This is a genomic window from Vibrio sp. 1557 (assembly GCF_033340175.1).
Lineage (GTDB): Bacteria > Pseudomonadota > Gammaproteobacteria > Enterobacterales > Vibrionaceae > Vibrio > Vibrio alginolyticus.
Map to the genome: position 1 here is coordinate 249,040 of NZ_JAWOVZ010000005.1, position 22,732 is coordinate 271,771.

At 43.5% G+C, this 22,732-nt stretch carries 20 protein-coding genes and 3 pseudogenes; 13 read left to right on the forward strand and 10 right to left on the reverse strand.

The features are described from left to right. Window positions 1–70 precede the first annotated feature (70 nt). Both phhA and R7070_RS09715 read left to right on the forward strand, forming a co-directional pair. A complete protein-coding gene (phhA, locus tag R7070_RS09710; RefSeq protein WP_005375564.1) occupies window positions 71–865 on the forward strand; it encodes a phenylalanine 4-monooxygenase in 795 nt (264 codons plus the stop codon). Further along, window positions 855–1,193: a 4a-hydroxytetrahydrobiopterin dehydratase gene (locus R7070_RS09715; protein WP_005375563.1), complete on the forward strand. Its 339-nt coding sequence runs from the start codon at window positions 855–857 to the stop codon at window positions 1,191–1,193. The genes phhA and R7070_RS09715 overlap by 11 nt, the downstream gene beginning before the upstream one ends. A gap of 71 nt (window positions 1,194–1,264) precedes the next feature. Here the strand turns inward: R7070_RS09715 and R7070_RS09720 are convergent, their stop codons facing one another. Further along, a complete protein-coding gene (locus tag R7070_RS09720) occupies window positions 1,265–3,034 on the reverse strand; it encodes a choice-of-anchor I family protein (protein WP_053350626.1) in 1,770 nt (589 codons plus the stop codon). 199 nt (window positions 3,035–3,233) lie between these two features. On the opposite strand from R7070_RS09720, the gene R7070_RS09725 reads away from it, so the two are divergent. Continuing rightward, entirely contained in the window at window positions 3,234–3,578 is a 345-nt protein-coding gene (locus R7070_RS09725) for a HopJ type III effector protein (RefSeq protein ID WP_005375560.1), read from the forward strand. Between the two features lie 7 nt (window positions 3,579–3,585). On the opposite strand, the gene R7070_RS09730 is transcribed toward R7070_RS09725, so the two are convergent. Continuing rightward, the gene (locus R7070_RS09730; protein ID WP_213899606.1) at window positions 3,586–3,924 is read right to left on the reverse strand and encodes a cysteine-rich CWC family protein; all 339 of its coding nucleotides are present in this window, start codon (window positions 3,922–3,924) and stop codon (window positions 3,586–3,588) included. Between the two features lie 143 nt (window positions 3,925–4,067). On the opposite strand from R7070_RS09730, the gene R7070_RS09735 reads away from it, so the two are divergent. The 5 genes and pseudogenes from R7070_RS09735 to R7070_RS09755 all read left to right on the forward strand — a co-directional run bounded on the left by R7070_RS09735 (window position 4,068) and on the right by R7070_RS09755 (window position 7,875). Continuing rightward, a complete protein-coding gene (locus R7070_RS09735; protein ID WP_005375557.1) occupies window positions 4,068–4,283 on the forward strand; it encodes a DUF3820 family protein in 216 nt (71 codons plus the stop codon). A 40-nt stretch (window positions 4,284–4,323) separates the two neighbouring features. Beyond that, window positions 4,324–4,569, forward strand: coding sequence for a hypothetical protein (locus tag R7070_RS09740; protein ID WP_033906842.1), 246 nt, complete (start codon window positions 4,324–4,326; stop codon window positions 4,567–4,569). A 320-nt stretch (window positions 4,570–4,889) separates the two neighbouring features. Further along, window positions 4,890–5,771 (forward strand): annotated as a pseudogene (locus R7070_RS09745) (hypothetical protein). After that, window positions 5,761–6,231: a hypothetical protein gene (locus R7070_RS09750; protein WP_017821094.1), complete on the forward strand. Its 471-nt coding sequence runs from the start codon at window positions 5,761–5,763 to the stop codon at window positions 6,229–6,231. The pseudogene R7070_RS09745 and the gene R7070_RS09750 overlap by 11 nt, the downstream one beginning before the upstream one ends. 393 nt (window positions 6,232–6,624) lie before the next feature. Further along, entirely contained in the window at window positions 6,625–7,875 is a 1,251-nt protein-coding gene (locus tag R7070_RS09755; RefSeq protein ID WP_256900411.1) for a DEAD/DEAH box helicase, read from the forward strand. A gap of 151 nt (window positions 7,876–8,026) precedes the next feature. Here R7070_RS09755 and R7070_RS09760 read toward each other — a convergent pair whose 3' ends face one another. Next, window positions 8,027–8,443 (reverse strand): VF530 family DNA-binding protein, encoded by a 417-nt coding sequence (locus R7070_RS09760; RefSeq protein ID WP_005375544.1) that lies wholly within the window; start codon window positions 8,441–8,443, stop codon window positions 8,027–8,029. Window positions 8,444–8,861: 418 nt separating this feature from the next. Here R7070_RS09760 and R7070_RS09765 point away from each other — a divergent pair, with 418 nt between their 5' ends. Further along, window positions 8,862–10,319, forward strand: a complete 1,458-nt coding sequence (locus tag R7070_RS09765; protein ID WP_318141195.1) for a DUF3360 family protein — start codon at window positions 8,862–8,864, stop codon at window positions 10,317–10,319. Window positions 10,320–10,450: 131 nt separating this feature from the next. Here R7070_RS09765 and trpB read toward each other — a convergent pair whose 3' ends face one another. The 4 genes and pseudogenes from trpB to R7070_RS09785 form a co-directional block, all read right to left on the reverse strand. After that, window positions 10,451–11,674 carry a tryptophan synthase subunit beta gene (trpB, locus tag R7070_RS09770; RefSeq protein WP_318141196.1) on the reverse strand — a complete coding sequence of 408 codons (1,224 nt, stop codon included), beginning with the start codon at window positions 11,672–11,674 and terminating at the stop codon, window positions 10,451–10,453. Between the two features lie 400 nt (window positions 11,675–12,074). Then, window positions 12,075–12,383 (reverse strand): annotated as a pseudogene (locus R7070_RS09775) (S1 RNA-binding domain-containing protein); the annotation flags it as partial. 358 nt (window positions 12,384–12,741) lie between these two features. Beyond that, a complete protein-coding gene (locus R7070_RS09780) occupies window positions 12,742–12,954 on the reverse strand; it encodes a cold-shock protein (RefSeq protein WP_005375644.1) in 213 nt (70 codons plus the stop codon). Window positions 12,955–13,260: 306 nt separating this feature from the next. After that, entirely contained in the window at window positions 13,261–13,509 is a 249-nt protein-coding gene (locus R7070_RS09785; protein WP_017635761.1) for a hypothetical protein, read from the reverse strand. A gap of 289 nt (window positions 13,510–13,798) precedes the next feature. Between R7070_RS09785 and pcp the strand changes: the two genes are divergently transcribed. The 4 genes from pcp to R7070_RS09805 all read left to right on the forward strand — a co-directional run bounded on the left by pcp (window position 13,799) and on the right by R7070_RS09805 (window position 17,411). Continuing rightward, on the forward strand, window positions 13,799–14,437 hold the full coding sequence (gene pcp, locus R7070_RS09790; protein WP_256900412.1) for a pyroglutamyl-peptidase I: 639 nt from the start codon (window positions 13,799–13,801) through the stop codon (window positions 14,435–14,437). A gap of 197 nt (window positions 14,438–14,634) precedes the next feature. After that, entirely contained in the window at window positions 14,635–14,898 is a 264-nt protein-coding gene (locus R7070_RS09795; protein WP_005375648.1) for a hypothetical protein, read from the forward strand. Window positions 14,899–14,961: 63 nt separating this feature from the next. Beyond that, a complete protein-coding gene (locus R7070_RS09800; RefSeq protein ID WP_017821090.1) occupies window positions 14,962–15,948 on the forward strand; it encodes a CobW family GTP-binding protein in 987 nt (328 codons plus the stop codon). 170 nt (window positions 15,949–16,118) lie between these two features. Next, window positions 16,119–17,411 carry a DEAD/DEAH box helicase gene (locus R7070_RS09805; protein ID WP_005375652.1) on the forward strand — a complete coding sequence of 431 codons (1,293 nt, stop codon included), beginning with the start codon at window positions 16,119–16,121 and terminating at the stop codon, window positions 17,409–17,411. 64 nt (window positions 17,412–17,475) lie between these two features. Here R7070_RS09805 and R7070_RS09810 read toward each other — a convergent pair. From R7070_RS09810 to R7070_RS09820, 3 genes and pseudogenes are all read right to left on the reverse strand, one after another. Continuing rightward, window positions 17,476–20,501: pseudogene (locus R7070_RS09810) on the reverse strand (DUF6701 domain-containing protein). A 307-nt stretch (window positions 20,502–20,808) separates the two neighbouring features. Next, complete coding sequence (locus R7070_RS09815; protein WP_130545533.1) at window positions 20,809–21,648, reverse strand: arginase family protein; 840 nt, start codon at window positions 21,646–21,648, stop codon at window positions 20,809–20,811. Window positions 21,649–21,654: 6 nt separating this feature from the next. Continuing rightward, window positions 21,655–22,389, reverse strand: a complete 735-nt coding sequence (locus R7070_RS09820; RefSeq protein ID WP_005386192.1) for an IclR family transcriptional regulator — start codon at window positions 22,387–22,389, stop codon at window positions 21,655–21,657. Window positions 22,390–22,732 lie beyond the last annotated feature (343 nt).

Consider the following 22,732-nt stretch of genomic DNA (forward strand, 5'->3'; position numbering starts at 1 on the left):
GCGCAGGGATTGGAAGCTCTTAAGACTACAGATAGGCTTAATGTAAAGGATTTGTTAATGGAGATGAGCCATGACCCAGTATCGTTCTAAACCCGTAAACCAGGAAGGCAGGGTTGAATGGAGCCGTGAAGAAGACGCCATTTGGCGAGATTTGGTAACACGACAAATGGGTGTGATCCAAAACAGAGCTTGTGAGGCTTATTTACACGGTTTGACGCTGCTTGATTTACCTCAAGACCGCGTTCCTCAGTTACCAGAAATTAATCGTGTCTTGATGGAGACAACAGGTTGGCAAGTGGAGCCCGTTCCCGCGCTTATTGATTTCGACCGATTTTTTAATCTACTCGGTAATAAGCGCTTTCCAGTCGCCACATTCTTGCGTACAAGAGATGAGTTCGATTACTTACAGGAGCCAGATTTCTTCCACGAAATATTTGGTCATTGTGCGATGTTAACCAACCCAGACTTTGCTGCATTTACCGAGCATTATGGTCAACTAGGGCAAGCCGCTACCCCAAAACAAAGAGCCTATCTCGCTCGCCTCTACTGGTTTACCGTAGAGTTTGGCTTAGTGAAAGAAGGGGACAAAACCAAAATTTACGGTGGTGGTATTCTTTCATCTCCTGGCGAAACCCTCTACGCATTAGAGAGTGATGCAGCAATTCGCGACCCATTTGAATTACAAACTGTGCTGAGAACGCCTTATCGTATCGACATCATGCAACCGAAGTACTACGTGATTGACGACTTTTCTCAACTTTTTAAAATCAGTCAGTTAAATTTATTGAAACAAGCCGATCTAGCGATTGAAGCTGGACTGCTTCCTCCACTTTTTGAACCAAAGGAACCTGCTCATGTTGAATGAACAAAAATGCGAAGCTTGTAGTATCGATGCCATTGCACTAAGCAAAGAAGAACAACAGTCTCTGCTTCTGCAATTGTCTGATTGGCAGATCATTGAAAGAGAAGATATACCTCAACTAGAAAAGGTGTATAAATTTAAGAACTTCAAACAAGCATGGGCTTTCAGTAACAAAATCGCGGAACTGGCAGAAGATGAGTTCCACCATCCTTCTATTTTGTTGGAATGGGGTAAGGTTACCGTAACGTGGTGGAGTCACTCTATCAAAGGTCTGCATAAAAACGATTTTATCTGCGCATCAAAGTGTGACGCGCTAGCATCGGCAGAGTAGGACATTACCTCATACAAAAAAACGCCCGGCTTACGTCGGGCGTTTTGGTTCTAAATGACTTTTACATTACTTTATAGATTGATTCGGAAGACGGATGTCGTGCCCGATACCTCATTGCCAACGGCGATAAAATGACCACCATTACGGGTAAAGTAATTAATGGATTCTGGACCTAAATCGCCTGCTTTTGGATTGTAAGTGTCGTTCGCGCATTCGCCATCTTCCACTTCAGTACAAACTGGTTGGCTGTAATCACGACGGTTTACGTAATGCAGGAACTGCGCTTGTTTCGGGTCTGTGATGTCATAAATCATGATGCCGCCTTGACGCTCCAAGCCGATGAACGCGTAATGACGACCATTGATTTGTGCTACTTCAATTGCCTCTGGCTCAATGCCTTTGTCGTCACTGCGGTCATCCCCACTGTCATTGCTATCGTTGGTGCTGTTGAAGTTCTTACCTTCATTCATTAATGCGATGGTTGCGAAATCGTCACCACTATCGAAAACCAACTTGCCGTTTTCATCCCAAATCGAGAATGAACGCGCGCCAAATGATTGAACATTCTCTTGTGCAGAAAGCGTTTGTTCCGGCTTAATCACTTTTAAACGCGCGAGTTGTTTGTTGTCTTTTAGTGCCTCTGCCAATGGGTGTTCTGCTGCCACTTTCAGCTTCTTACCGCGCACTTCATCAATATGGCTTAAACAGGTTCCTTGCTCAGATGTATATTCATCTGTACCGAGGTAATCGTCTTCATCCCACATAAAGCCAGCTTTGTCGCACAGTTCTTGAGTGGTTGTGAATCCGTACTCACGCCCGTCGCCTTCATTTGCAGATACGATGTAAGTACTCCCATTCACTGAGTAGCTGTCGATAGTGTCAGGCATAAATAAGCCAACCAGTTGTGGGTAGCTTTTCAAGTTCCCAATGATTTTGTCTTTGTTGGATGCATCGAGTTTAGCGCCCGACCAAGACTTCTCACCTAAGCCAACAATTTTTTCTACCGATTTGCTCTCTGGATTGACGATTGCCATGGCGTTATTTTCTTGTAGCGCGACATAGATTTTACCGTTATCTGCAAAAGTGAGGTATTCAGGCTCTAGATCTTGTGCGACGGTGGCGTTTGGCCCCGAAATACGCACATTCATTGGGAGCTCTGCTTTTCGTGAACCATCAAATTCGTTAAAGCCAATTTGTGTCACTTCTGCTTGAGTAACACCAAGGCTCAGATCGATCAAAGTGATACTACCTTCAGGGTCAATGCTGTAATCGCTGTTTGGTTCTCCTTCATTAGCGGTTGCGATGTATCGGCCATCTTTTGAGAAGCCAACCATGTCTGGCAATGCGCCTGTTGGGAAAGTCGTGACTAATGACAAATCGTCGGAGCGGTACAAGCCAACAATACCATTCGCTTGTTTATTACTGTTTTCAATCGCAACTGCTACCAAACCATTGAATACAGCGACACTGTTTGCTGCGCCAATTTCAATGCCCGCTGCTTCGCCAGCGCTGTTGAGATCGATGAATGCGCTTTGCGTTGGTACGCCGTTGTCATCCATAGACATTACATCGACACGTTTTGCTTGAGCATTAACCACATAGAGCTTATCTGTACAAGCGTCATAACTGACGATTTCAGCTGCCGATGTGTCGAATGGAGCATCAGCAACGGATGTTCCGATAAACGTTAAACCTTGAATTGACGTTTCCCCAGTAACGGGGGCAGTGGTAGGTTTGCATTGTGTAGCGAATGAAGCCACGGTATCTTCGGGTTGTGATGAACACGCGATGGCAAGTGATGACAATGCGAGTACACCGATTGCCTTTAAAGGGGTGATCATGATATCTCCTTATCAATCCGATAGGTTGTCAATCAGCATGGGTTTTATGCTGCTGTCCATTTCCGCAACTGGAATGATAGAGCGCTGAATGACGTTTGATTTGGTAAGGCTCTGAATATATGTATGATTGATGACTCTTATATTGGCTTTTTATGAAACTAATGCGTCATCAATATGATGAAGTAGGGATAGAGGAATAATGGAATTAAAATCGTTTTTAGATTTATTGGCAGCGTCACCAGAGCAGGTCGAATTTGAAGCAACGATGGCGGTGATCGAAGATAACTATACGTTTGAGCCAACCGCTTTTGTAAATGGTGAGACACAAAACAATGCAGGCGAGAACAACGGTTCGTGTAAGATCTTCGCTTTCGGTTTGCTAAACAACCTAGACAAAGAAGCGACGCTAGCCTGCTTTGGCCGTTTTTATCGTGAAGATGTATTGCAGCATCCAGAGAACAGCGATCACCAGAATATTCGTAATTTTATGGTGACAGGGTGGGAAGGCATTAAGTTTGAAGCGTCCGCTTTAACCGCTAAATAAACACCAGTCAGAAAACGATGATCAGTAAGCCAGTCGTATTACGCGACTGGCTTTTTTCTAGACATTTTCGGCACAAACACAGCTGGTTGGCGCTTGGCTTGGGTAAATCACGGGTTTCAATAGTAAAGCACCAGCATGTCTCTTTGCCTGCGGCGATATCACAATGGGCTTGAGTCCCGCACTCAGGACAACTGTGCGTTGAATCTTCTCCTGCGATTTGTTCGATAATCGCATCTCGTTGGAGATCGGTTTTGTCTTTCCATTGGATGATTTCATCCATCGTCCGGTGACAACCAGAGCATATTCCGGCGTTATTTTTACATGCTGCTCGACAAGGTGACTTCATTGCTTTCTCGTTCTCATTTTTTATGCCGCGTACTCTAGCACAAAGCGAGTCAAGGCCGCCAAAATAAACGTGACTGCGATTTGCTGGTGAGGAGGGAGAACCAGTGTTACCCTTGCACGAGTTACCTTAACTCTCTGTCACTTATGTTAGAAAAAGAAAACCTCATTAAACTCGCTAGAATGCAAATGCCATTTGGGAAATATGCAGGGCGAGTGTTAATCGACCTGCCTGAAGAATACTTACTGTGGTTTGATAAAAAGGGCTGGCCAAGCGGCGAGCTAGGGGATTTGCTCAAGCTATGTTTAGCGCTCAAAATTGAAGGCTTAGATAGTGTCGTGAAGCCTTTGAAGCGTATGTAACTAGCCACAGAAACTCCCACTCTTAATGAAAAGACTTATTATGAATTTTGATATCGATGCACTGAAACATCACCAATTGGTCGAAGATGGTAAACTAGAGGGATGCTACATTCATCAGCCAGCTCAAGGTAGCCAACACAATGACAAAGCTGTTTTGGCAGAGCGCCAAGCGTTGGAAAAGTTGGGATATAAGGTAATACAGCTTAAAGCTAAAGGCGGGACAACAACGTTTGCCGAGGCGATGCAAAAGCTTGCGAAGGAAACTGGTCACCTGCCTAAGGAGTAAGTGAGTGTAACCTGCCACAGCCTTACAAGTTCTCCCACCAGACTATTTTTTCATTCAAAAGAGCCAGACCGTTAGGCTGACTCTTTTTTGCCCCAAAAAAGAACTGGAATAAATACTCTACAAAATTTGGTTCGTACGTTTTACCCTACGAAAAGTTATCCGATTGAATGTAACTCAACACTATTGAGCCTTCATTGTGCTTGTTTGATTAGTCAAACTGCCTATTTAATTGGTTAAATCATCATGCAATCTTGTTGGGGATGATAAATCACTGAAAATATTGTTATTATCCTTTTTATTTATCAGTAAAACCGACTCCCATGAGATATGAATCCTCTCCTGTAGCCCCAGAAGAAAGACAAGAAACCACTAGAGAACGAGCAGCACGTCAACGCTGAGAACGTCAGGAAGAGCTGAGATCTACCGCGAGCGATGAGAAACGATGGGCTGAAAATAGAGAGCGCGTTCTTGCTGAACGCAAAGCGGTCCAACAAGCTTACGACCTAACAGAAAAAGAATGGAACGATGATTTACAAAAGCAAGCTAAAGAATATCAGTGGGACACCTCTCAACAAGAGAACGTGAGTATTGCGGTACTGACTGTTGAAGAAGGTAACGAGTATTTAGACTTGCTCATCAAAGACTCGCATGGACAACTTTCGAACGGCAAGGACTACACTGGCGTAGGCATGGGGCTTAAAGGCGCTTATGAGGTCGCTAAAGCTGTCAATATCAATGGTGTAATGAATATTGTGGTTGAGAACTACAAGCCTAAATATTTAGACCTAGGTATCCGTTGGCAAGAAGCAACACCACAAATGCTTAAAATTGGTCATGCTCTAAATACTGTTCAAGGCAATGTCAGTTTCTTGAAAGGCAACATCTATGTTGAACTTGTGTTTAGTGGTGCGGTTAATGCGGTTGACTACATTCTACATGATGAAAAAACGCTAGGTGAAGTGGTCGGCCAATTTACAGCGGATATATCTAAGGGCATTGCCGCAGGAGTTATCGCTCAAGGAATAACTATTCTGGGAGTCGCAACATTAAGTACGGTACTTGTTGTGCCAACCGCTCTAACACTTGGTATTTTCGCTGTTACTGCGTTTATTGTAGGAAAGGAAATATCTAAACTAGATGACCAATTTAAATTCACGGAACCGATGAAGAATCAAGTAGAGAAAACTATTAATGATTTCTAATGAAAAATTTAACCGAAGACTAAAGATAAAGCGTTGGCTTAAAGTGATGGCTAGTTGGCCTCTTATGGTTTTTATGGTGTGGTTGAGCTACAGCTCAATTAATGAGTTAATTAGCATTAACAACTCAATCGGTATCATTCCTAAAGTAAAACTAGCAGGTTTAGTGAACAATGTTGCTTCTTTTGTAGGCCTTCTAATATTTGGTTTTATAGCGATCATTCCCATAGCTATGCTACACAGGTCAACAGAACTATTACTAAAAGTACCATTTTCGACAAAAACAGGGCTATATTCTATAGCGATAATAGTATTAAGTTCTATTGCCTCTGCCATATGGTTAGATAACAACACGAGAGAAAAAATAAAGCAATATGACTATATTGAATGTACTTCTGAACAAGAACTTACATTAAAATCCTCAAGTCGGACGTATGTTTTAGACCCTAGTTCGTGCGATTAAATCATCTTTCAAGCTCTTGGCACAAGCACCCTGCTAGCGTATGTACATGTCATGCGCTAGCTCTCAATACTTGAAGTTATCCATTAGTTGCTAATATTCTATTTGTCGTAACGCATTTTTGTCCAATTATAAGCTATAGGGTTTTCTCAAGCTGTATTTTGCTTTACAGGAGTCAGAGTGCCTGGCTCCTTTTCCCTTTGCTTGTCGCGAACGCTACCATCTTGGTAGTAGAGTATTGGTTATCGAAACCATTAACTCATGTTAGTGAAAGGAAATTCCTGAACTCTATCGTGCTTCTTTCACCAATCTTCTGTTTGGGCCATTATCTCTAACATCCAGACGCGAAATAGCATAAGATACACGGCCTTTACTAGCACTGAGCCACTCATCGTAATGACAGATAAAACACAGCAAGCGACATTTGCCGATCTTGGCCTGATTCCAACCTTAGTCGAGCGGCTAGAAGCGTTAGAATACAGCCAACCGACGCCCATTCAATCCCGTGCTATTCCTGATATCCTTGAAGGGAAAGATATTATTGGTGGTGCCAATACGGGTTCTGGTAAAACCGCTGCTTTTTCGCTGCCAATCCTGCAAAAAATTATTCAGCAAGACGGATCAAACAATCGCCGTGGTAACTTCGTTTCTCACCTGATTTTAGTTCCAACTCGTGAGTTGGCATCACAGGTGGCATACAACGTCAAATCTTACTCGTACCATCTTAGAGATAAGATCAAAACGGTTGCCGTATTTGGTGGTGTATCGGTGAACCCACAAATGCTAGCGCTTCGCGGTGGCTGTGACATTATCGTAGCTACGCCGGGTCGATTACTTGATCTGGTATCCAGTAACGCGATTAAGTTGAACCAAGTAGAAACGCTCGTCCTTGACGAAGCCGACCGAATGTTGAGCCTCGGATTTACCGAAGAACTCAATAAGATTCTTGCGTTACTGCCAGAGAAGAAACAGACGCTGTTATTTTCTGCAACTTTCCCTGATAAAGTCACGACGCTGGCTCAGCAGTTGCTCCGCGACCCTGTTGAAGTTCAGTTGCAGAGCGCAGAAGCTAGCACTTTGGTGCAGCGCGTGTTTAGTGTAAATAAAGGTGAGAAGACGGCGGTACTCGCGCACTTAATCAAACAGCATCAGTGGCGACAGACTCTGATTTTTGTGAACGCTAAGAATGCCTGTAACCATTTAGCTCAAAAGTTGTCAAAACGCGGTATTACCGCTGAAGTTTTCCATGGTGATAAAGGGCAGGGCGCTCGTACTCGTGTCCTTGACGGTTTTAAGTCTGGCGAGATTCAAGTTCTTATTGCCACCGATATCGCAGCACGCGGCCTTGATATTGAAAAACTTCCAGTGGTGATTAACTTCGATCTTCCGCGTAGCCCTGCTGATTATATGCATCGAATCGGTCGTAGTGGTCGTGCTGGTGAAGTAGGTTTAGGATTATCTCTTATCGATTACGACGACTACCACCATTTCAAAGTGATAGAAAAGAAAAATAAGTTCCAACTTGAACGCGAGCAGGTAGTCGGTTTTGAAGTGGAAGACGATCAGAGTGAAGCCTACTTTTTACCAATGAAGCCGCGAGCGAAGCCGGCAGGTACGGGTAAAAAGAAGAAAAAGCGTAATCAATAGAAAACGTAAACTACATGTGAGTTTACTTACGGGAGTTGTTAGAGAAAGGGAATGCTCACTAGCTTGAGTCTTCGCTTCTAGCCATTCCTTTAAAGAACAATAGAGCCCTGCTGGAGCTACCAGTAGGGCTCTATTGCTTTTCAAGATAGTGTTATTGGCGACGAGCAGGGCGTCCGCGAGGTGAACGCTTTTTAAATGCAGACGCTGCTTTAGCTTGTGACTTAAGAATAGAGTCAACGGTTAGTGGCATAGGTTCTTTAGGTTCAAGGCCATGAGGGAACGTACGAGCTCTTGGCGGTAAGTTGTATTCTTCTTCGCTCGCGCGTGGCATGCGCTTAAAACGATAAAGGTAAAAGTTTTCTAATTTTTCTCTCGCCCATTCGGTTTTCTTTAAATACTTCACGCTACTTGCAATCGAAGGCTTAGTGTTAAAGCAATTAAAACGCATTGCTGTATCTAGAATGTCCCAGCCGTAAAAATCTACTAACTCTTGCAACATAGTCTCTAGCTTTAACCCGTGCAGTGGATTGTTCTGTTGCAGCTCGATTCTCTCTTCGTCAGTCATCATTTTTAAGGGCCTTACTCATTAAAGGGCGGAGTTTAACAAAGTATACAATGCAGAGATATCTATAGTTACTTTGCGGTGGATGCGAGCACAGTGCTCTCTACCTTGAAAGTATAAATCGGAATTAGCCGTTCTACTTGGCTCTCTGCTCAAAAATGACTCATAAAAGTTCAAGCGTCCTAGCTCGATGTTAAATCATTGTGTAATAAGTGAGATTTTTGTTGTTCTTTTACTAATGTCTAATATTCCTACCCATAGCAACACATGCTTAATAAGCTCAAAATCAAAATTGGTTCATGCCGCTTTCTTAGTATGGCCTAGAAGTTTGATGTGGGTGTTGTCTCGTATTGGTCGAAGGCCTGTCTACCAAGCGAAACTCTAGTTGACGTAGTTCAACGTTGAAACATAAAAGGATGACTCAATGTCTGACAAAAGTAAGACTTTTTACAGGGATGTGCGCAAAAAACCGCATGAATTTGAAAACCGAGAAGACTTTCTAAATCATGATTTAACCGTCATGAGTTTCCGTCGCTGGGGAATTCATTTGCCCTCACGTGATTACAGTATTGAAATCGAAGACTGGGTACCGGCATTAGCAGCAACCATTGGTAAAGTGGTTATGGTCACTGCCATGGTTTCCGCTTTTGCTGCTCAGTTTGGTTTATCTCCGGAATTCATTGCAGAAAACGTGCGTTACGAATTACTTATCGCTGGAGCCCTGTTCGTCATCCTGTTTTCTGCCATACTAAACCCGAATGCAAACTTAGCGGGAACCCATGGCCCAATGATACCGCTGATTCCTATGATTGCAGCTGCAGGAGGGCACCCTCTCGCGCTAGGTTTGATGGTATGTGTTTTTGGGTTAATTCTCGCCTTAACCAAAGGTGGCTCTAAACTCATGACTCTGACTGGTATCGGGGTTCGAGGAGGGTTGTTGATCTACCTTGGTGCTGTTGGGTTGCTCGGGCAAATTAATAAGACGGAAGCGTGGGCTGCAAGTACGGACCAAGGTTACATTTCGTTTGTGGTCATAGGCCTAACCGTTATGGTTTACGCTTACTTAGCCAAGATCAATAAACGTTGGCTCGCTATCCCATTGTGCTCTGCACTCGCGGGTATTGTTGCTTATTTGATGGGCGCTGAGTTTGCTTTTACCACAGAGCCGGGCCTGCCTAATTTCAGTCCATTTTACTGGTGGGGTGAAAATACTGGTTGGCAACTAGGCTGGCCAACTCTAGAGCACTTTATTGCCGTGACTCCATTTGCTCTATTGGCAGTCGCTATGTGGTCCCCTGATTATCTCGGCCATCGTGTGTTTCAAGAACTTAACTACCCAAAAGAAGCGAAAGGCGTACTCATGGATGTCGACGACACGATGGTCGGAGCGTCTGTTCGTCAGGGGGGTGGTTCACTATTAGGTGGCGGTAATTTAGCTTCTTCTTGGGGTACGTACATGATTCCAGCCGCAATTGCCAAACGTCCTATTCCAGGTGGCGCACTGTTAACGGGTTTCATGTGTATTGCGGCGGCGGTAATTGGCTACCCAATGGATCTAGCAATGTGGGAACCTGTTCTGCGCGTTGCTTTGATTGTGGGTGTATTCTTACCACTTCTTGAAGCGGGTATGCAGATGATCCATAAGCATAAAGATTCACTCAGTGCAGGTATCTGTATTTTTGCCTGTGCATTCGTTAATCCAGTCTTCGGTTGGGCAATCACGATGCTGTTGGATAACCTCGGGCTTATCGGCGACCATGAGCGTGCTAACGAACTATCGCGCAAAGATAAATATCTGATTCCTGGCACTGCGTTTATCGTTTGTGCAGGCTCCCTTGCTGTTGTTGGTCAGCTTCCAGGCATTCCAGCTCTTATCGGTTAATCGAATTATGCTTTAAAGGCATAGTGGGATTGGTGAATAAAAGGACTTGCTTCTTAAAATACAAGACAAAAACAAAAAGCTACCTAGTACCAGGTAGCTTTTTGCATGTAGGGTTAGGCTACGGAGTTAGGCTATATGAGTGATTCAATGCCGTATTTTGCGCCGTAGTGTTCAACGACAAAATCAATGTCTTTGTCACCACGGCCTGATAAGTTGATCAAAATCGAGCCGGTTTCTCCTTGCTGCGCGAGTTTAATTGCGTAAGCGACAGCGTGTGAGGATTCAATAGCAGGGATTATTCCCTCTTCACGAGACAGCTCAAAGAAGGCATCAATCGCTTCGTCATCACTGATTGAGCCGTAATTGACACGGCCAATGTCTTTTAAGTAACTATGCTGAGGTCCAACCGATGGGTAATCCAAGCCACTTGCTACAGAGTACACTTCCTGAGGTTCGCCTTGCGCATCTTTAAGCATGTAAGACTTAAATCCGTGCATGATACCTGGCTCACCGAGTGTGAGTGTTGCAGCATGCTCGCCAACCTTTTGCAAAGAGCGGCCCGCAGGTTCAACGCCGTGAATGGCGACTTGTTCATCCTCTAAGAAAGCAGTAAATAGCCCCATCGCGTTAGAACTACCTCCAACGCATGCGACGAGATTATTGGGTAACTTGCCGGTCATTTCTTTGAATTGAACTCGTGCTTCGTTACCGATAATTGATTGGAAATCTCTCACCATTTTAGGGAATGGGTGAGGGCCAACGACAGAGCCTATCGCATAAAGTTGTGTATCAGGATCTTTCAGATAAGCTTCGAATGCAGAATCTACCGCTTCTTTGAGGGTTTTGCGCCCATGAGTGGCAGGAATGACATTAGCACCAAGGATTCTCATGCGGACGACATTCGGATGTTCTTTGGCGATATCAACTTCACCCATGTAAATATCGCATTTCAAGCCAACCAATGCCGCGGCTGTAGCAAGCGCAACACCGTGTTGCCCTGCGCCAGTTTCTGCAATTAGTTTCTTCTTACCCATCTTTTTAGCGAGAATGGCTTCCCCTAAGCAGTGGTTAATTTTATGTGCGCCTGTATGGTTTAAGTCTTCGCGCTTTAGGTAGATGTCTACTCCGTATTTTTTAGACAAGTTTTCCGCATGGAAGATTGGGCTAGGTCGTCCAACAAAGTGCTTATACAGGCGAGCGAGTTCCGCTTTAAATTCAGGATCTTTGCTGCATTCCTCATAAGCTGCGTTGATGTCATGCATGATTTGTTCAAGCTCAGGTGGAACAAAACTACCACCGTATTCACCAAAGTATCCTTCTTCGTTGGGCATAGTGAGATCAAACGAGTTTTTCATTATTTACATCCTAGTTAGCGAAAGTATTGATACTTTTATACCCAAAATTTAGAAGTGGTTGTGTGATCAGTTGCTTAAATCAGAGTTCGCGATCTAGTGCACTAGTTAAAAAGTACAGCTTGTGTAGGGGATAATAGTTGTGATGTAGAATCAGGTGGTTTGAATAGGTGCAAAAAAGCCTCGAGAGATCCTAGGCTGTCATAAGAACCTCTCGAGGCAAACAGAGTGCTGGAAATACACTCTGCGATGGTGTCTGGAAACAAAAATTAGATTCGTTTCCTTTGTCAGATATTAGGGTTTTAGAATGAGTCGATGTCAGCGAAATGTCACAAGTTAATTGCGGTATTAAAAGCTTATTTTTTATTTTTGATTAATAGATTAGAAAGTAACCTAAAACAGACTAACCTACCGTGTGTTCTGCATCTTTTAAATTGAACATGATCTTTCTTTGTTTCGAATCGACGTTTTTAACCAATACGTGCACTTTAGTCCCTAAAGTAAACGTGGTGCTCTGGCTAGAAATTTTTTGTTTGACTGCATCAAATTCGAACTCACCATTTTGGAAACTTGATAAAGGAATGAGACCTTCGATTCGGTTTTCCTCTAACTCAACAAATGCTCCGAAGTGTGTGAATCCAGACGCTGTCCCTATAAAGTGTTGTCCGATAAATGGCTTCATGTAATGGCATTTCAGTGCAAACTCAATCTCTCAGCTAGGGATAATGTGCTCGTAATTATTAGAATTTATTGATGAGCAGATATATTTAATTTCATTTTTTCTCTTATATTCGCCAATCGCTTTTATTTTATAAACTTTATTTTTATGAGCAAAGCATGAGGCGAAGTGATTCAGATATGAATGAGATTAATTTAGTTCCAAACTGGAATTGCAAGGTAGGCGGTGTGATTACCTAAAGATGTATACCAAAGTGACTTTATTGAAAGTGATTAATGATGGTGTGGGAGAGGTAAGTGATTTGGGTATATAAACTTAGATAGAGAATAGTAAGGGCAGTAATAAGTGGAAGGGGATTGTGGCACCAACAACATTGATGCCACACAAAGAATTACAGTGCAGTTACTTCAGCTGCTTGTAAACCTTTGTTACCTTGTTCAACAACGAACGATACTTTTTGGCCCTCAGTAAGAGTTTTGAAGCCTTCAGAAACAATAGAACGGAAGTGAACGAATACGTCATCACCGCCATTGTCTTGAGAAATAAAACCAAAACCTTTAGTTTCGTTGAACCATTTTACTGAACCAGTTAATTTATTAGACATAGATACCTCTATATTTGATTGTTTTAAATATTGAATTTTTAGCTAATATCAAGTGCTACTATATGATTTTAGAGATAACTATTTTGTCGCAGGAACGTAAACGAGGAATTCGATGTGGAACTGAGAGAAACTTTGATCTTTAATTACATTAATAGCTCTTTCCGTAAGAGCTGATGTGCAGTATACCGACAAAATTAATAAAGGCTAGCCTTTTCTTTTTTATTTTTTGAGTACACCAAGCGCATTGCTTTCAAAGCATACGCTTGGTGTATAAGACGGCGTGATGTTATAGGTGGCGTCGAGCGCTTAGTGTTTTCTGGTTGGGCCGTTACGAACGATGTCTTTACCATTGTCATATACGTGCTGCGAAACCCAGCGACCGAGGAGCAATTGGTGCTTTTCTCCTAATACGGCAATAAATGGACGGCCATCGGTATTAGAGGTGGCTAGCGCAACGCCAGTGACACCTTCAAGACCCAGAGCGCCGCTTTCTACTAAATGCAGAAATGCCTCTAACTCTTCAATCGTTTCGATTACATGGTTATCAATATTCATTGTATTCAATCTCTTCGAATTGCATTGCGGTCGCGTACTCTACCTAAGTTAAGCGTGGAAACCAAGCTTCTACGTGCGTCATGTAATGAGAGAACCTTGCCCTGCCACTAATCATCAATAAGTTAGTCTCGATAGTCCGGAACTTGCCTAGATTCAATGAGGCAGAAAACACTCTCTGGTTAGACATGAGTCACATAATGTTGTCTGGTTTATCTCATCAATACTTTTGCTATTGGATGGGGTGAAGGGGAGTGCAATAATTTGTGAAACTCTTTTCCTAAAGGCTGTTATGAAGAAAGTCCTGATTACCGGTTTTGAACCTTTTGGTGGTGACGCCATTAACCCCGCCTTAGAAGCGGTCAAGCAATTAGAGGCCGCGGCCATAAAAGGAGGTGTGATAGTTACTTGCCCAGTCCCCGTAGTTCGATATGACTCGGTGAAAGTCGTTATTGAAGCAATAGAAGCGCACCAGCCAGACTGTGTGATTACTGTAGGGCAAGCGGCCGGGCGTAGCGCGATAACCCCAGAGCGTGTCGCAATCAATGTCGATGATTTTCGTATTCCAGATAACGCTGGTCATCAACCGATTGATGAACCCGTGGTGGCTGATGGTCCTGATGCTTACTTCTCGACACTACCGATAAAGCGTGTTGTGCAAACATTGCAAACGCAGGGTATACCTAGCCAGATTTCCAACAGTGCTGGAACATTTGTATGTAACCACCTTTTTTATGGCATCCAACATTACTTGAAAGACAATCCGATTCGTCACGGGTTTGTTCATATTCCATTATTGCCAGAACAAGCAGCAGATGGCATTCAGCCTTCTATGTCTCTGGAGATGATAGTCGAAGGGCTAAGGCTGGTGGCGCAAGTTTGTATTGCCAATGAAAACGACATATTGGTCAGCGGCGGGTCGATTTGCTAGTAAGTGTTTTAAAATCCAGTAAGTATATGAAAGATAATAATAAGCTCGTCGTTTGATGTTGTAGTAAATGTTAGCTTTGTCAAATTTCACAAGTAGCGAAAGGAGTAGCATTGAATAGTCAGGTTGGATGTTGTTCAAACTGGCATTCCTCTAGTACAGGAGGTGTTAGGGGCTAACTTTACGAAAGGCGAGTTATTATGAAAAGCAACAAAAGTAAGTCAATCGCACTTATCTCTGTCGTTGTTTTCGCGTTGGCTATTGCTGCGCTTAAATTCGAAAACACGCTCGGAGTTCTTCCCATCGTAGTCGCTATTATCGCGTTTTTTACTTGCGTTATTTATACCAGTAGATACCTGTCTGATATGAAGCGTTCAGAGTTGATAAGTCAACCCAAACAAGCTCGAAAAATGTGTTCCAACGCATCACGCAATGAGCTTGATGCGTGCGATAAAAAGCGTTGAAGCGAGTCACATTCTCCGTATACTTTGCTGGAGCATTAATGCACTAACGTGTCGGAGATAAGCATGTCAAATCGAGTACCAACCAACATACTGACCGGATTTTTGGGTGTCGGTAAAACGACCACGATTTTAAATCTACTGAAGAACAAACCGGAAAAAGAAAACTGGGCGGTTTTGGTCAATGAATTTGGTGAGATTGGCATCGACGGTGCATTGATGACCGACCAAGGCGCGCTGATTAAAGAAGTGCCGGGTGGTTGTATGTGCTGCACTGCGGGTGTGCCGATGTCGGTAGGTATCACCGCATTATTGCGTCAAAAACCGGACCGTTTATTGATTGAGCCGACAGGCCTTGGTCATCCAAAACAGGTTATCGCGACGCTTACCTCACAGCAGTATGAACCTTACGTTGATCTTAAAGCGACGATTGCCTTGGTTGATCCGCGTAACTTAAGTGATGAAAAGTATCTTTCTAACCAAAACTTCGTGGACCAGTTAGACAGTGCAGATGTGGTTATTGGTAGTAAGGTTGACCTATGTTCCAGCCACGACCTTGATGTGTTTAATGACTGGGTGACGGACCAATCCCCTTCAAAAGTATTCAGTAAGCTTATTCATGACGGTGAGTTGCCGATAGAAGTCTTGGATATTGAGCGGGTTTACGGCAGCGCTTCTTCCCATATCGAGTCACATCATCATGACCACGCTCATCAAGAGCCTCAATTCCAATTGGCGCCTGGTGAAGCCTTTGTGCGCAAAGAGAACAAAGGGCAGGGTTATTTTAGTTGTGGGTGGTTGTTTGGGGCAGAGTATAAGTTTGATTTTGAAAAGCTTTTCTCTATGCTTTCGGACTTGACCGCAGAGCGTGTTAAAGCAGTGGTCAATACGGATCAAGGTTGTTACGCGTTTAATGTTGCCAACCGAGTCGTGTCGGTGAATGAAATCAGCTTAGAAGGCTTTGAATCACGATTAGAAGTGATAGATTCTCAGCTGTTGCCATGGGATGAGCTTGAGCGAATTCTCCTTCAGTTATCTGGCATCAAACATTAAATCGCGCAAAGGTTAAACGAAAACGGTGAACCACTAATATATCTGTGCTCACCGTTTTTTCTTTTGTAGGATTTCAATGAGAAAAGTGAGATAAATCACTCAAATTCGGGTATAGTGCACGGCTAAATTTTTAAAGCTATTTTTAGTGGTTTGTTTAAGGAATACGCTCAATGTCATTTTCATCTCAAGGTTTTGCGCCAGAAGTGGTTAAAGCACTGGCAGAATGCGGTTATGAAAAGTTAACGCCAATTCAACAGAAGGCGATTCCAATGGCTCGCAAAGGCCATGATATTTTCGCTACAGCACAAACAGGTACTGGTAAAACGGCTGCGTTTTCTCTGCCTATGATTCAGCAGTTGCTAGACAGTAACCGTAGCGCTTCTCGTAAGACTGCTCGCGCACTTATCTTGGCTCCAACTCGTGAGCTTGCTGAACAAATTGCTGACAACATCAAAGCTTACACGAAGTACACGAACCTGTCGGTGGCTGCGATTTTCGGTGGCCGTAAAATGTCTTCTCAAGTAACGGCATTAGAAAACGGTGTAGATATCCTAGTGGCTACACCAGGTCGATTGGAAGAGCACATTGAACAAGGTAATGTCTCGGTCGCACACTTAGAGTTTTTAGTGTTTGATGAAGCAGACCGTATCTTGGACATGGGCTTTATTCACGCAGTACGTAAGATCATGCTAGATGTGGATACTGATCCGCAAATTATGATGTTTTCAGCAACGACTTCGAGCCAACTAAATCTGTTAGCAAAAGATATCCTGCGTAAGCCTAAGCGTATTGAAGTTGAGCGAGCGAATACGACAGCACAGACAGTTGCTCACGTGTTATATCCAGTTGATCAAGAGCGAAAAACGGAACTGCTTTCAGAGCTAATTGGTCGTAAGAACTGGAAACAAGTGTTGGTATTTGTGAACTACAAAGAGACCGCAAACGAAGTGGTAAAAGAGCTGAAACTTGATGGTATCAAAGCGGTGGTTTGTCATGGTGACCGTGCTCAAAGTGCTCGTCGTCGTGCGTTAGAAGAGTTCAAGTCCGGTAAAGCACGTGTCATGGTGGCTACCGATGTCGCTGCTCGAGGTCTAGATATTGAAGATTTACCTCACGTTGTGAACTATGACATGCCTTTCCTAGCGGAAGATTACGTTCACCGAATTGGTCGTACAGGCCGTGCAGGTAAACAAGGTCATGCCGTTTCATTTGTAAACCGAGATGAAGAGCTCACGGTTGTTCAGGTTGAAAATCTGATCCAGCAACGCATTCGCCGTATTGAGCTTGCAGGCTATGAACCAAAACAGCGTGAATCTTACATTGAAAAGCTGCACTCAAAACCAGCGTTTAAGAATCGTCAAGGTCGTCGTAATAACCCGAACCAGTCGGCAACAGACCAAGGGTCGGCAGAGCGTCGTCTTGCTATGGTAAAGCGCCTGAAAGCGCGTCGTGGCGCAAAGTAAATTACACAGTCTGTGTGAAAAGAGCCCCTCAATTGAGGGGCTCTTTTTGTTTTGTCGTTTCGCGTTAATTTAGGCCAAGCATATTTGGTTCACCACGATAAATAATGCGATCGTTTCCTCGGTGAATACCAAACGTAACAATGACGGGTGGGTTTTCCTCTTCACTTGTAGAGCTATCCCAATCGTATTTCAGCCAAGGGATGCGATTGCCTGAGCTGTCTAAATCTAGATGGAATTGTATTTGCTCGCGCGCTGAGTCAATTTGGCTTGCAACGATATCGGTTATCCTGCCAATACTCATCGTTCCAACGCCAGAAAGCAGGGCGTTGTTTGCAGGCGCATGCGACCAAATTGGCGTGCTGAAGTAATATTCACCATTCGCCGTTGTTGAGTTGTCATCGAAGTTAGTCGTAAATCGACCGTTTTGCCAAATTTCCACAGCAAGTGGCACTTTGAACACCATGCCTTGGTTGCCACCTACATCTTGAAAGTTCAAACGACCGAATCGAATGTCTGGTTGTTTTGTGAGCACTTCGCTATCGTCGAAGAAGTTTACCTCATCAACGGCTTTTACTGAGACTAAACCTATTTGGCTGATATCACTATTAGTCTCGGTATTGAATGGACCATCAGGATATTGCTTATCTGTCGTGTTCTTTTTCCAGCATGGGCTATTGTTACAAGTCGCATTGGTCGAGGGCTTCTCTATAACAAACGTTCCAACACTCGCGCTACCCAGTAGTTTCCAGTCTACCTTCTTAGGCTTAGGCGGCAAAAACCGATCGGAGTATGAGCTTAGCTCGCCTAAATCGAAATGTTGTTGAAGGTTAGACGAAAAGTGGACGTAATTCTTCACGTTTTCCTTATTCGCATTGAGTGCGACAACATCGTAAGTGACTTTCTCAAAAGGTTGATTCATGTAAGCAAAAGTTTGGCCATGTGGGTAGTGCCATTCTTGGTCTTGCACTTGAAAATATTTTGGATAAAAACGACCAACGTAACGATAGCCTTCGTTCACAGTCATACCTAGATATTTACTTTCTAGGTTTGCTTTTACTCTCAAGCTCCCGACTTCTTCCCAATATAATCCATTAAAGACGAATTGATCATTCTTGGCTGAATTATGCGCCTGAGCCAGTGAGTCACTACTTTTTAGCAATTTTGAGGTTTGGTTCGCTGTCTCTGATGGCGTATGTTGCTCACTCGACAAGACAACCGATGCTGCTGGAGCGTCATCAAGCATAAAATTACGGGTGATAGAGGCATCACAATAACGTGCTGATTCAACAGAACCACTTACAGAGCCGTCAGTTTGCCAAATGATTGGTTTCACCGTTAGAGAGAAAAGTTCTCCGGCAGCAAGAAACCCTTCTCCATGTTCAGAGGTGCCAGAAGGCAAAGCACGTTGGTTGTCACAAATAGCGAGTGTCCATGGTCGCGAGTGCACATTAAATGTCCCTTTCACTTCCACTTTGCCTTCTTCTGGACACTCTTCAAATCCCTCACATTCAAAATGATCGGACAATGTCACTTCAAATATGCCGGACTCGTTCGTGATAAGACCATGTTCAGACAAGCCGTCTTTAAATTCCGCTGAATAGCTAAAGTTTCCTTCACTTCCTCCTAATGGTTGAACCAATGGATGAAAAACCTTAGGAGTACCATTGTAGTTGCTTGCGACTACAGGTTCGCCGGTGGAAGCACAAGCAAGCAATCGCGTATGCACGTTTTCTGGTTTACCTGCAATAACGCGTATTTCATTTAAAGTGGCGCTTTTCGTCTTTGAGTAGGCCTCAAACATAAATGGCGTAAATATAAAGCTAACCGTTTGTTGCTTGCTGGTGTCTTCTGCCATAGTGAAAGTCAGCGTGTAGTTAGTACCTAACGCGATGGTATCAATATCGTTCGGGACCACTCGAACAACGAGCTCACCATTGTCGTCAGACATAAATTGGTTTGCTTTTAATGTCTGCTGACCTTTGATCACCTCTAAAGTGAACAAGTCAGGGTGTGATAGGGCTGCACTGACTTCTGCGCTTACAACTTCTCCATTATTGGATGTCATTGCTGTAAATTGCGGAGGATCGTCGCCGCACATCAGTGCCATGTCGTCCGATGGTGTGACGCTTAGGTCGAAGTCGTTCTCTGATGGAGGCTGCATGCTGCAATTCGGAACATCTTGAGGGGTGATTGGACAGACTTGGGAAGAGTAGTGACAATCAGCCTCGCCCAATCCACAGTATTGCGTGTATTTGTTGTCTTGTGCTTTCGTTTGTGCACTTCCTGGCGTTTGTTGGATTTCACCACAAACTTGACTAGGCTGATTTGGAGCGTTGTTGAAGTTCAATGTTTGGAAGTATTTAATTGCTGCGATGGAACTATAGAATGAGCCACTTAATGTAGCTGACGATCCTACAGATTCAGCTGTACCATAGATCGACATATCTTTTATAATCAAAGAGTTGTGCGCAGAAACATTACCGACGACAAAATGGTCTTGTAAAGGATGGTTTGTTTTTAGGTGTAGTGTTTCGCCTTGTGATTCGACCTTACCACAGATGTTTGTATTAAATATGTTGGTCGTGCTGTGTGTCGAAATATCACCAATAATGGTGTTGTACGTTCCATCAATGTGAAGTGTCGAACCTGTTAGCTTAATATTCCCGTCTATGAGAATGTTATGCAGCTTTGTTGGGTATGCCGATAGAAGATCACCATAGATGACAGTGTGTTTGTTTTGGTAATCGTCGAGGTTTGAAGCTTTCTCATTGTTAACCGTTAATCCGGTAGCGAGGGCGTGTAGAGAAATACGCTTATTGGGTTCACCAATCGTATTATTCCCCTCTAACACAATGCCATAATCTGCTTTTAACGTTATCTCTTTTTCCGGTAATGAGGAGACAATTTTATCACCAGCGGGTAGGACTAGTTTCCCTGTACAGAGATAAGTCGTGCCATCGCTTTCGATACTAAAACTCTTGTGTGAGCAAAGTTGACCTAACTCAGATAGATCTTTTACGTCATAAGTGGTGGCGTGTGAGGTTAGCGGTAAAAAAAAACCGCAGTGAAAATACTGCAAAGACGCATCATCAAATGTCCTAATGAGTGGAACAAGATGGCATCAAGCGAGCGTGAGCAAATGCTCACTGAAATTGGAATAGCTGCGGTACTTTTTTGTTCTGAAGCCGCTTAGTTATTGAACTTTGGTTATTTTTTATTTCGTATGTCATACCAAAGTTTAGCGGCCTTATTACAACGTAAGTGTCAGGTTAGTTCAAGAGGCAAGTGTGATGTGTGTCGATTTATATGTGTAACTATTTGTTAGTTAAGGATAATAAGTAAGCATGTTGGTTCAGAATCAGGAAGGACGCGATCCTAATTCTGAACGTTTATAACGCTAGGCAGCGTGAACGATGAGTGGAGCCATCTGATATAACTCTTCTAGTATGGCTTTCGTTTGTCTCGAATACACCAGACAATCTCGATCGCCAACGAGCTGAATTGCTCTCACTTTACCTGCAACCAAACATTGCCTAATCGTGCGTAGAACCATTTGGATATCAATTTCTGACGCGCCATCAAGGCTGTTTTTGGTTTTTAGAGATCCAAGGTCGATGCTAATGATTATTTGGTCGCAGTGGTCTAGGTAATTGCCGATCTGTTGCTTAACGTTATTGCGATGACGAAAAGAAAACTCTTTCTCGGTCACCCAATCACAACCTTGATCTTCCGCGTATTCCCACGTTTCCTGCTTCGTCTCTTGCTCACTGACGCCAGCAAAAAACAATCGTACGTTTTGATAGCGAGAAAGAGCAAAATGGAATGCCGAGCCTAACCGTGGTTCAAGTGTTGGTTTCAAGTTCATGTCATGTCCAATATTTACCACACCCACTTCGTCTCGATAGGACACGACCACAGGTAACATGGACAAGATTGCCTCGGTACAGTTAGTTACTAAAACAGGAATTGAGTGGCGAGAAAGCGAAAGGCTTAATGCTTCCTGAAACTCGCCATTTTCCAGCTTGTCGTGGTTGAAGTGCCCATAGTTCTCAGCGGTTTCATGATCATGTTGTTGGTAAAGCCAATCACTAGCATTTTCCAAACTTTGATCAGCTAATTCAAACGCGCCCTTAGACATGGGTGGCAAATACTCACACACTGTCATAAAAGAAAAAGGGTAATGCTGCGGCTGTTTCACGGTGTGGTGGAGTTTATAGCGTTTGAAAAAGCTTAACATTATGAATTACCTTTCTGGTGGTAGTGCCCTTGCCGCTTGCAGTACATGTAAAATAATGCGCTGCTTGTCCTTTTCGACTCGGTGGGCCGGAGCCATCACCGAGACTGCGCCAATCAGTTTGCTTCCTTTCATTACCGGTGCGCTAATACCTGACACACCAGGGTCAATCTCAGAAGTACTGACGGCATATCCGTGTTTACGGATGGTTGTGAGCTCTTTTTCCCACTCGTCGCGTCGGTGATCTTGATTAAAGTATCTCAAGATTTTCTCGCATCGACTTTGAGGCATAAAAGCGAGCATCACTTTAGATGAGGCACCGCGCAGCAGAGGTTGACTTTGACCCTGGACGAAGCTGCAACGCAGCGCCTGCATACTTTCTTTCTGTCTGACACAAAGCGCACGATAACCCGCTGGTACCATATAAGCGGCCATTTCCCCGGTTTGTTGTACCAACCTAGCCAGTATGGTTTCGACCATGTCGAGCCCATGTTGCGCGGTCTCATAGCTGTGCATGAGTAATAATGCCGCCGGACCAACTACAAATGTCTTGTCGTGAACGCTTTCTTCGATCAAGTTCCACTCTTTAAGCAGTTTTAAGTGTCGGTAAAGGCTGCTTAAAGGAACGTTCAATTGCTCGCTTAGCGTTTTCGCAGAAACTGGGAACGGACTAACTGCAACTTGCATTAACAACTGCAGTGATTTTTCGTTTACCTGGTTAGCATTAGCTTTGTTTGTCGTCATGAGAGTGTTGTAACGTGTTGTAGGAGTTACGACAAATATAATTCTTAATCACTGAGAAAAGAAAAATAATTTTAATGGGTAATTCTTACATGATGAGAAACAGACAGGTAAAGACTTTCGCAAGTACCGATAGACATAACATGGTGTCGAATTAAAGTCTCAGGTTTGAGGCGCTTGATACTAAATTGGAACAGGAGTGAATAAGACATTGTTTAGTTTGCGGTATTACTCAGCGTTTCGCATACTGAGTTAATCCAAACAAATAATGTTAAAAAACGTGAGTTGCTAGCGGGTATCGGAATCGAGGTACCATCTCAGTAAATCGGTTTTATAAAAGGTTACT

Coding starts and splice junctions, on each gene's coding strand:
- R7070_RS09805 (WP_005375652.1), top strand. CDS start 16,119: ATGTCATTTTCATCTCAAGGTTTTGCGCCAGAAGTGGTTAAAGCACTG.
- trpB (WP_318141196.1), bottom strand. CDS start 11,674: ATGAAAAACTCGTTTGATCTCACTATGCCCAACGAAGAAGGATACTTT.
- R7070_RS09760 (WP_005375544.1), bottom strand. CDS start 8,443: ATGATGACTGACGAAGAGAGAATCGAGCTGCAACAGAACAATCCACTG.
- R7070_RS09720 (WP_053350626.1), bottom strand. CDS start 3,034: ATGATCACCCCTTTAAAGGCAATCGGTGTACTCGCATTGTCATCACTT.
- R7070_RS09735 (WP_005375557.1), top strand. CDS start 4,068: ATGTTAGAAAAAGAAAACCTCATTAAACTCGCTAGAATGCAAATGCCA.
- R7070_RS09820 (WP_005386192.1), bottom strand. CDS start 22,389: ATGACGACAAACAAAGCTAATGCTAACCAGGTAAACGAAAAATCACTG.
- phhA (WP_005375564.1), top strand. CDS start 71: ATGACCCAGTATCGTTCTAAACCCGTAAACCAGGAAGGCAGGGTTGAA.
- R7070_RS09715 (WP_005375563.1), top strand. CDS start 855: ATGTTGAATGAACAAAAATGCGAAGCTTGTAGTATCGATGCCATTGCA.
- R7070_RS09785 (WP_017635761.1), bottom strand. CDS start 13,509: ATGAATATTGATAACCATGTAATCGAAACGATTGAAGAGTTAGAGGCA.
- R7070_RS09765 (WP_318141195.1), top strand. CDS start 8,862: ATGTCTGACAAAAGTAAGACTTTTTACAGGGATGTGCGCAAAAAACCG.
- R7070_RS09740 (WP_033906842.1), top strand. CDS start 4,324: ATGAATTTTGATATCGATGCACTGAAACATCACCAATTGGTCGAAGAT.
- pcp (WP_256900412.1), top strand. CDS start 13,799: ATGAAGAAAGTCCTGATTACCGGTTTTGAACCTTTTGGTGGTGACGCC.
- R7070_RS09725 (WP_005375560.1), top strand. CDS start 3,234: ATGGAATTAAAATCGTTTTTAGATTTATTGGCAGCGTCACCAGAGCAG.
- R7070_RS09780 (WP_005375644.1), bottom strand. CDS start 12,954: ATGTCTAATAAATTAACTGGTTCAGTAAAATGGTTCAACGAAACTAAA.
- R7070_RS09815 (WP_130545533.1), bottom strand. CDS start 21,648: ATGTTAAGCTTTTTCAAACGCTATAAACTCCACCACACCGTGAAACAG.
- R7070_RS09795 (WP_005375648.1), top strand. CDS start 14,635: ATGAAAAGCAACAAAAGTAAGTCAATCGCACTTATCTCTGTCGTTGTT.
- R7070_RS09750 (WP_017821094.1), top strand. CDS start 5,761: ATGATTTCTAATGAAAAATTTAACCGAAGACTAAAGATAAAGCGTTGG.
- R7070_RS09800 (WP_017821090.1), top strand. CDS start 14,962: ATGTCAAATCGAGTACCAACCAACATACTGACCGGATTTTTGGGTGTC.
- R7070_RS09755 (WP_256900411.1), top strand. CDS start 6,625: ATGACAGATAAAACACAGCAAGCGACATTTGCCGATCTTGGCCTGATT.
- R7070_RS09730 (WP_213899606.1), bottom strand. CDS start 3,924: ATGAAGTCACCTTGTCGAGCAGCATGTAAAAATAACGCCGGAATATGC.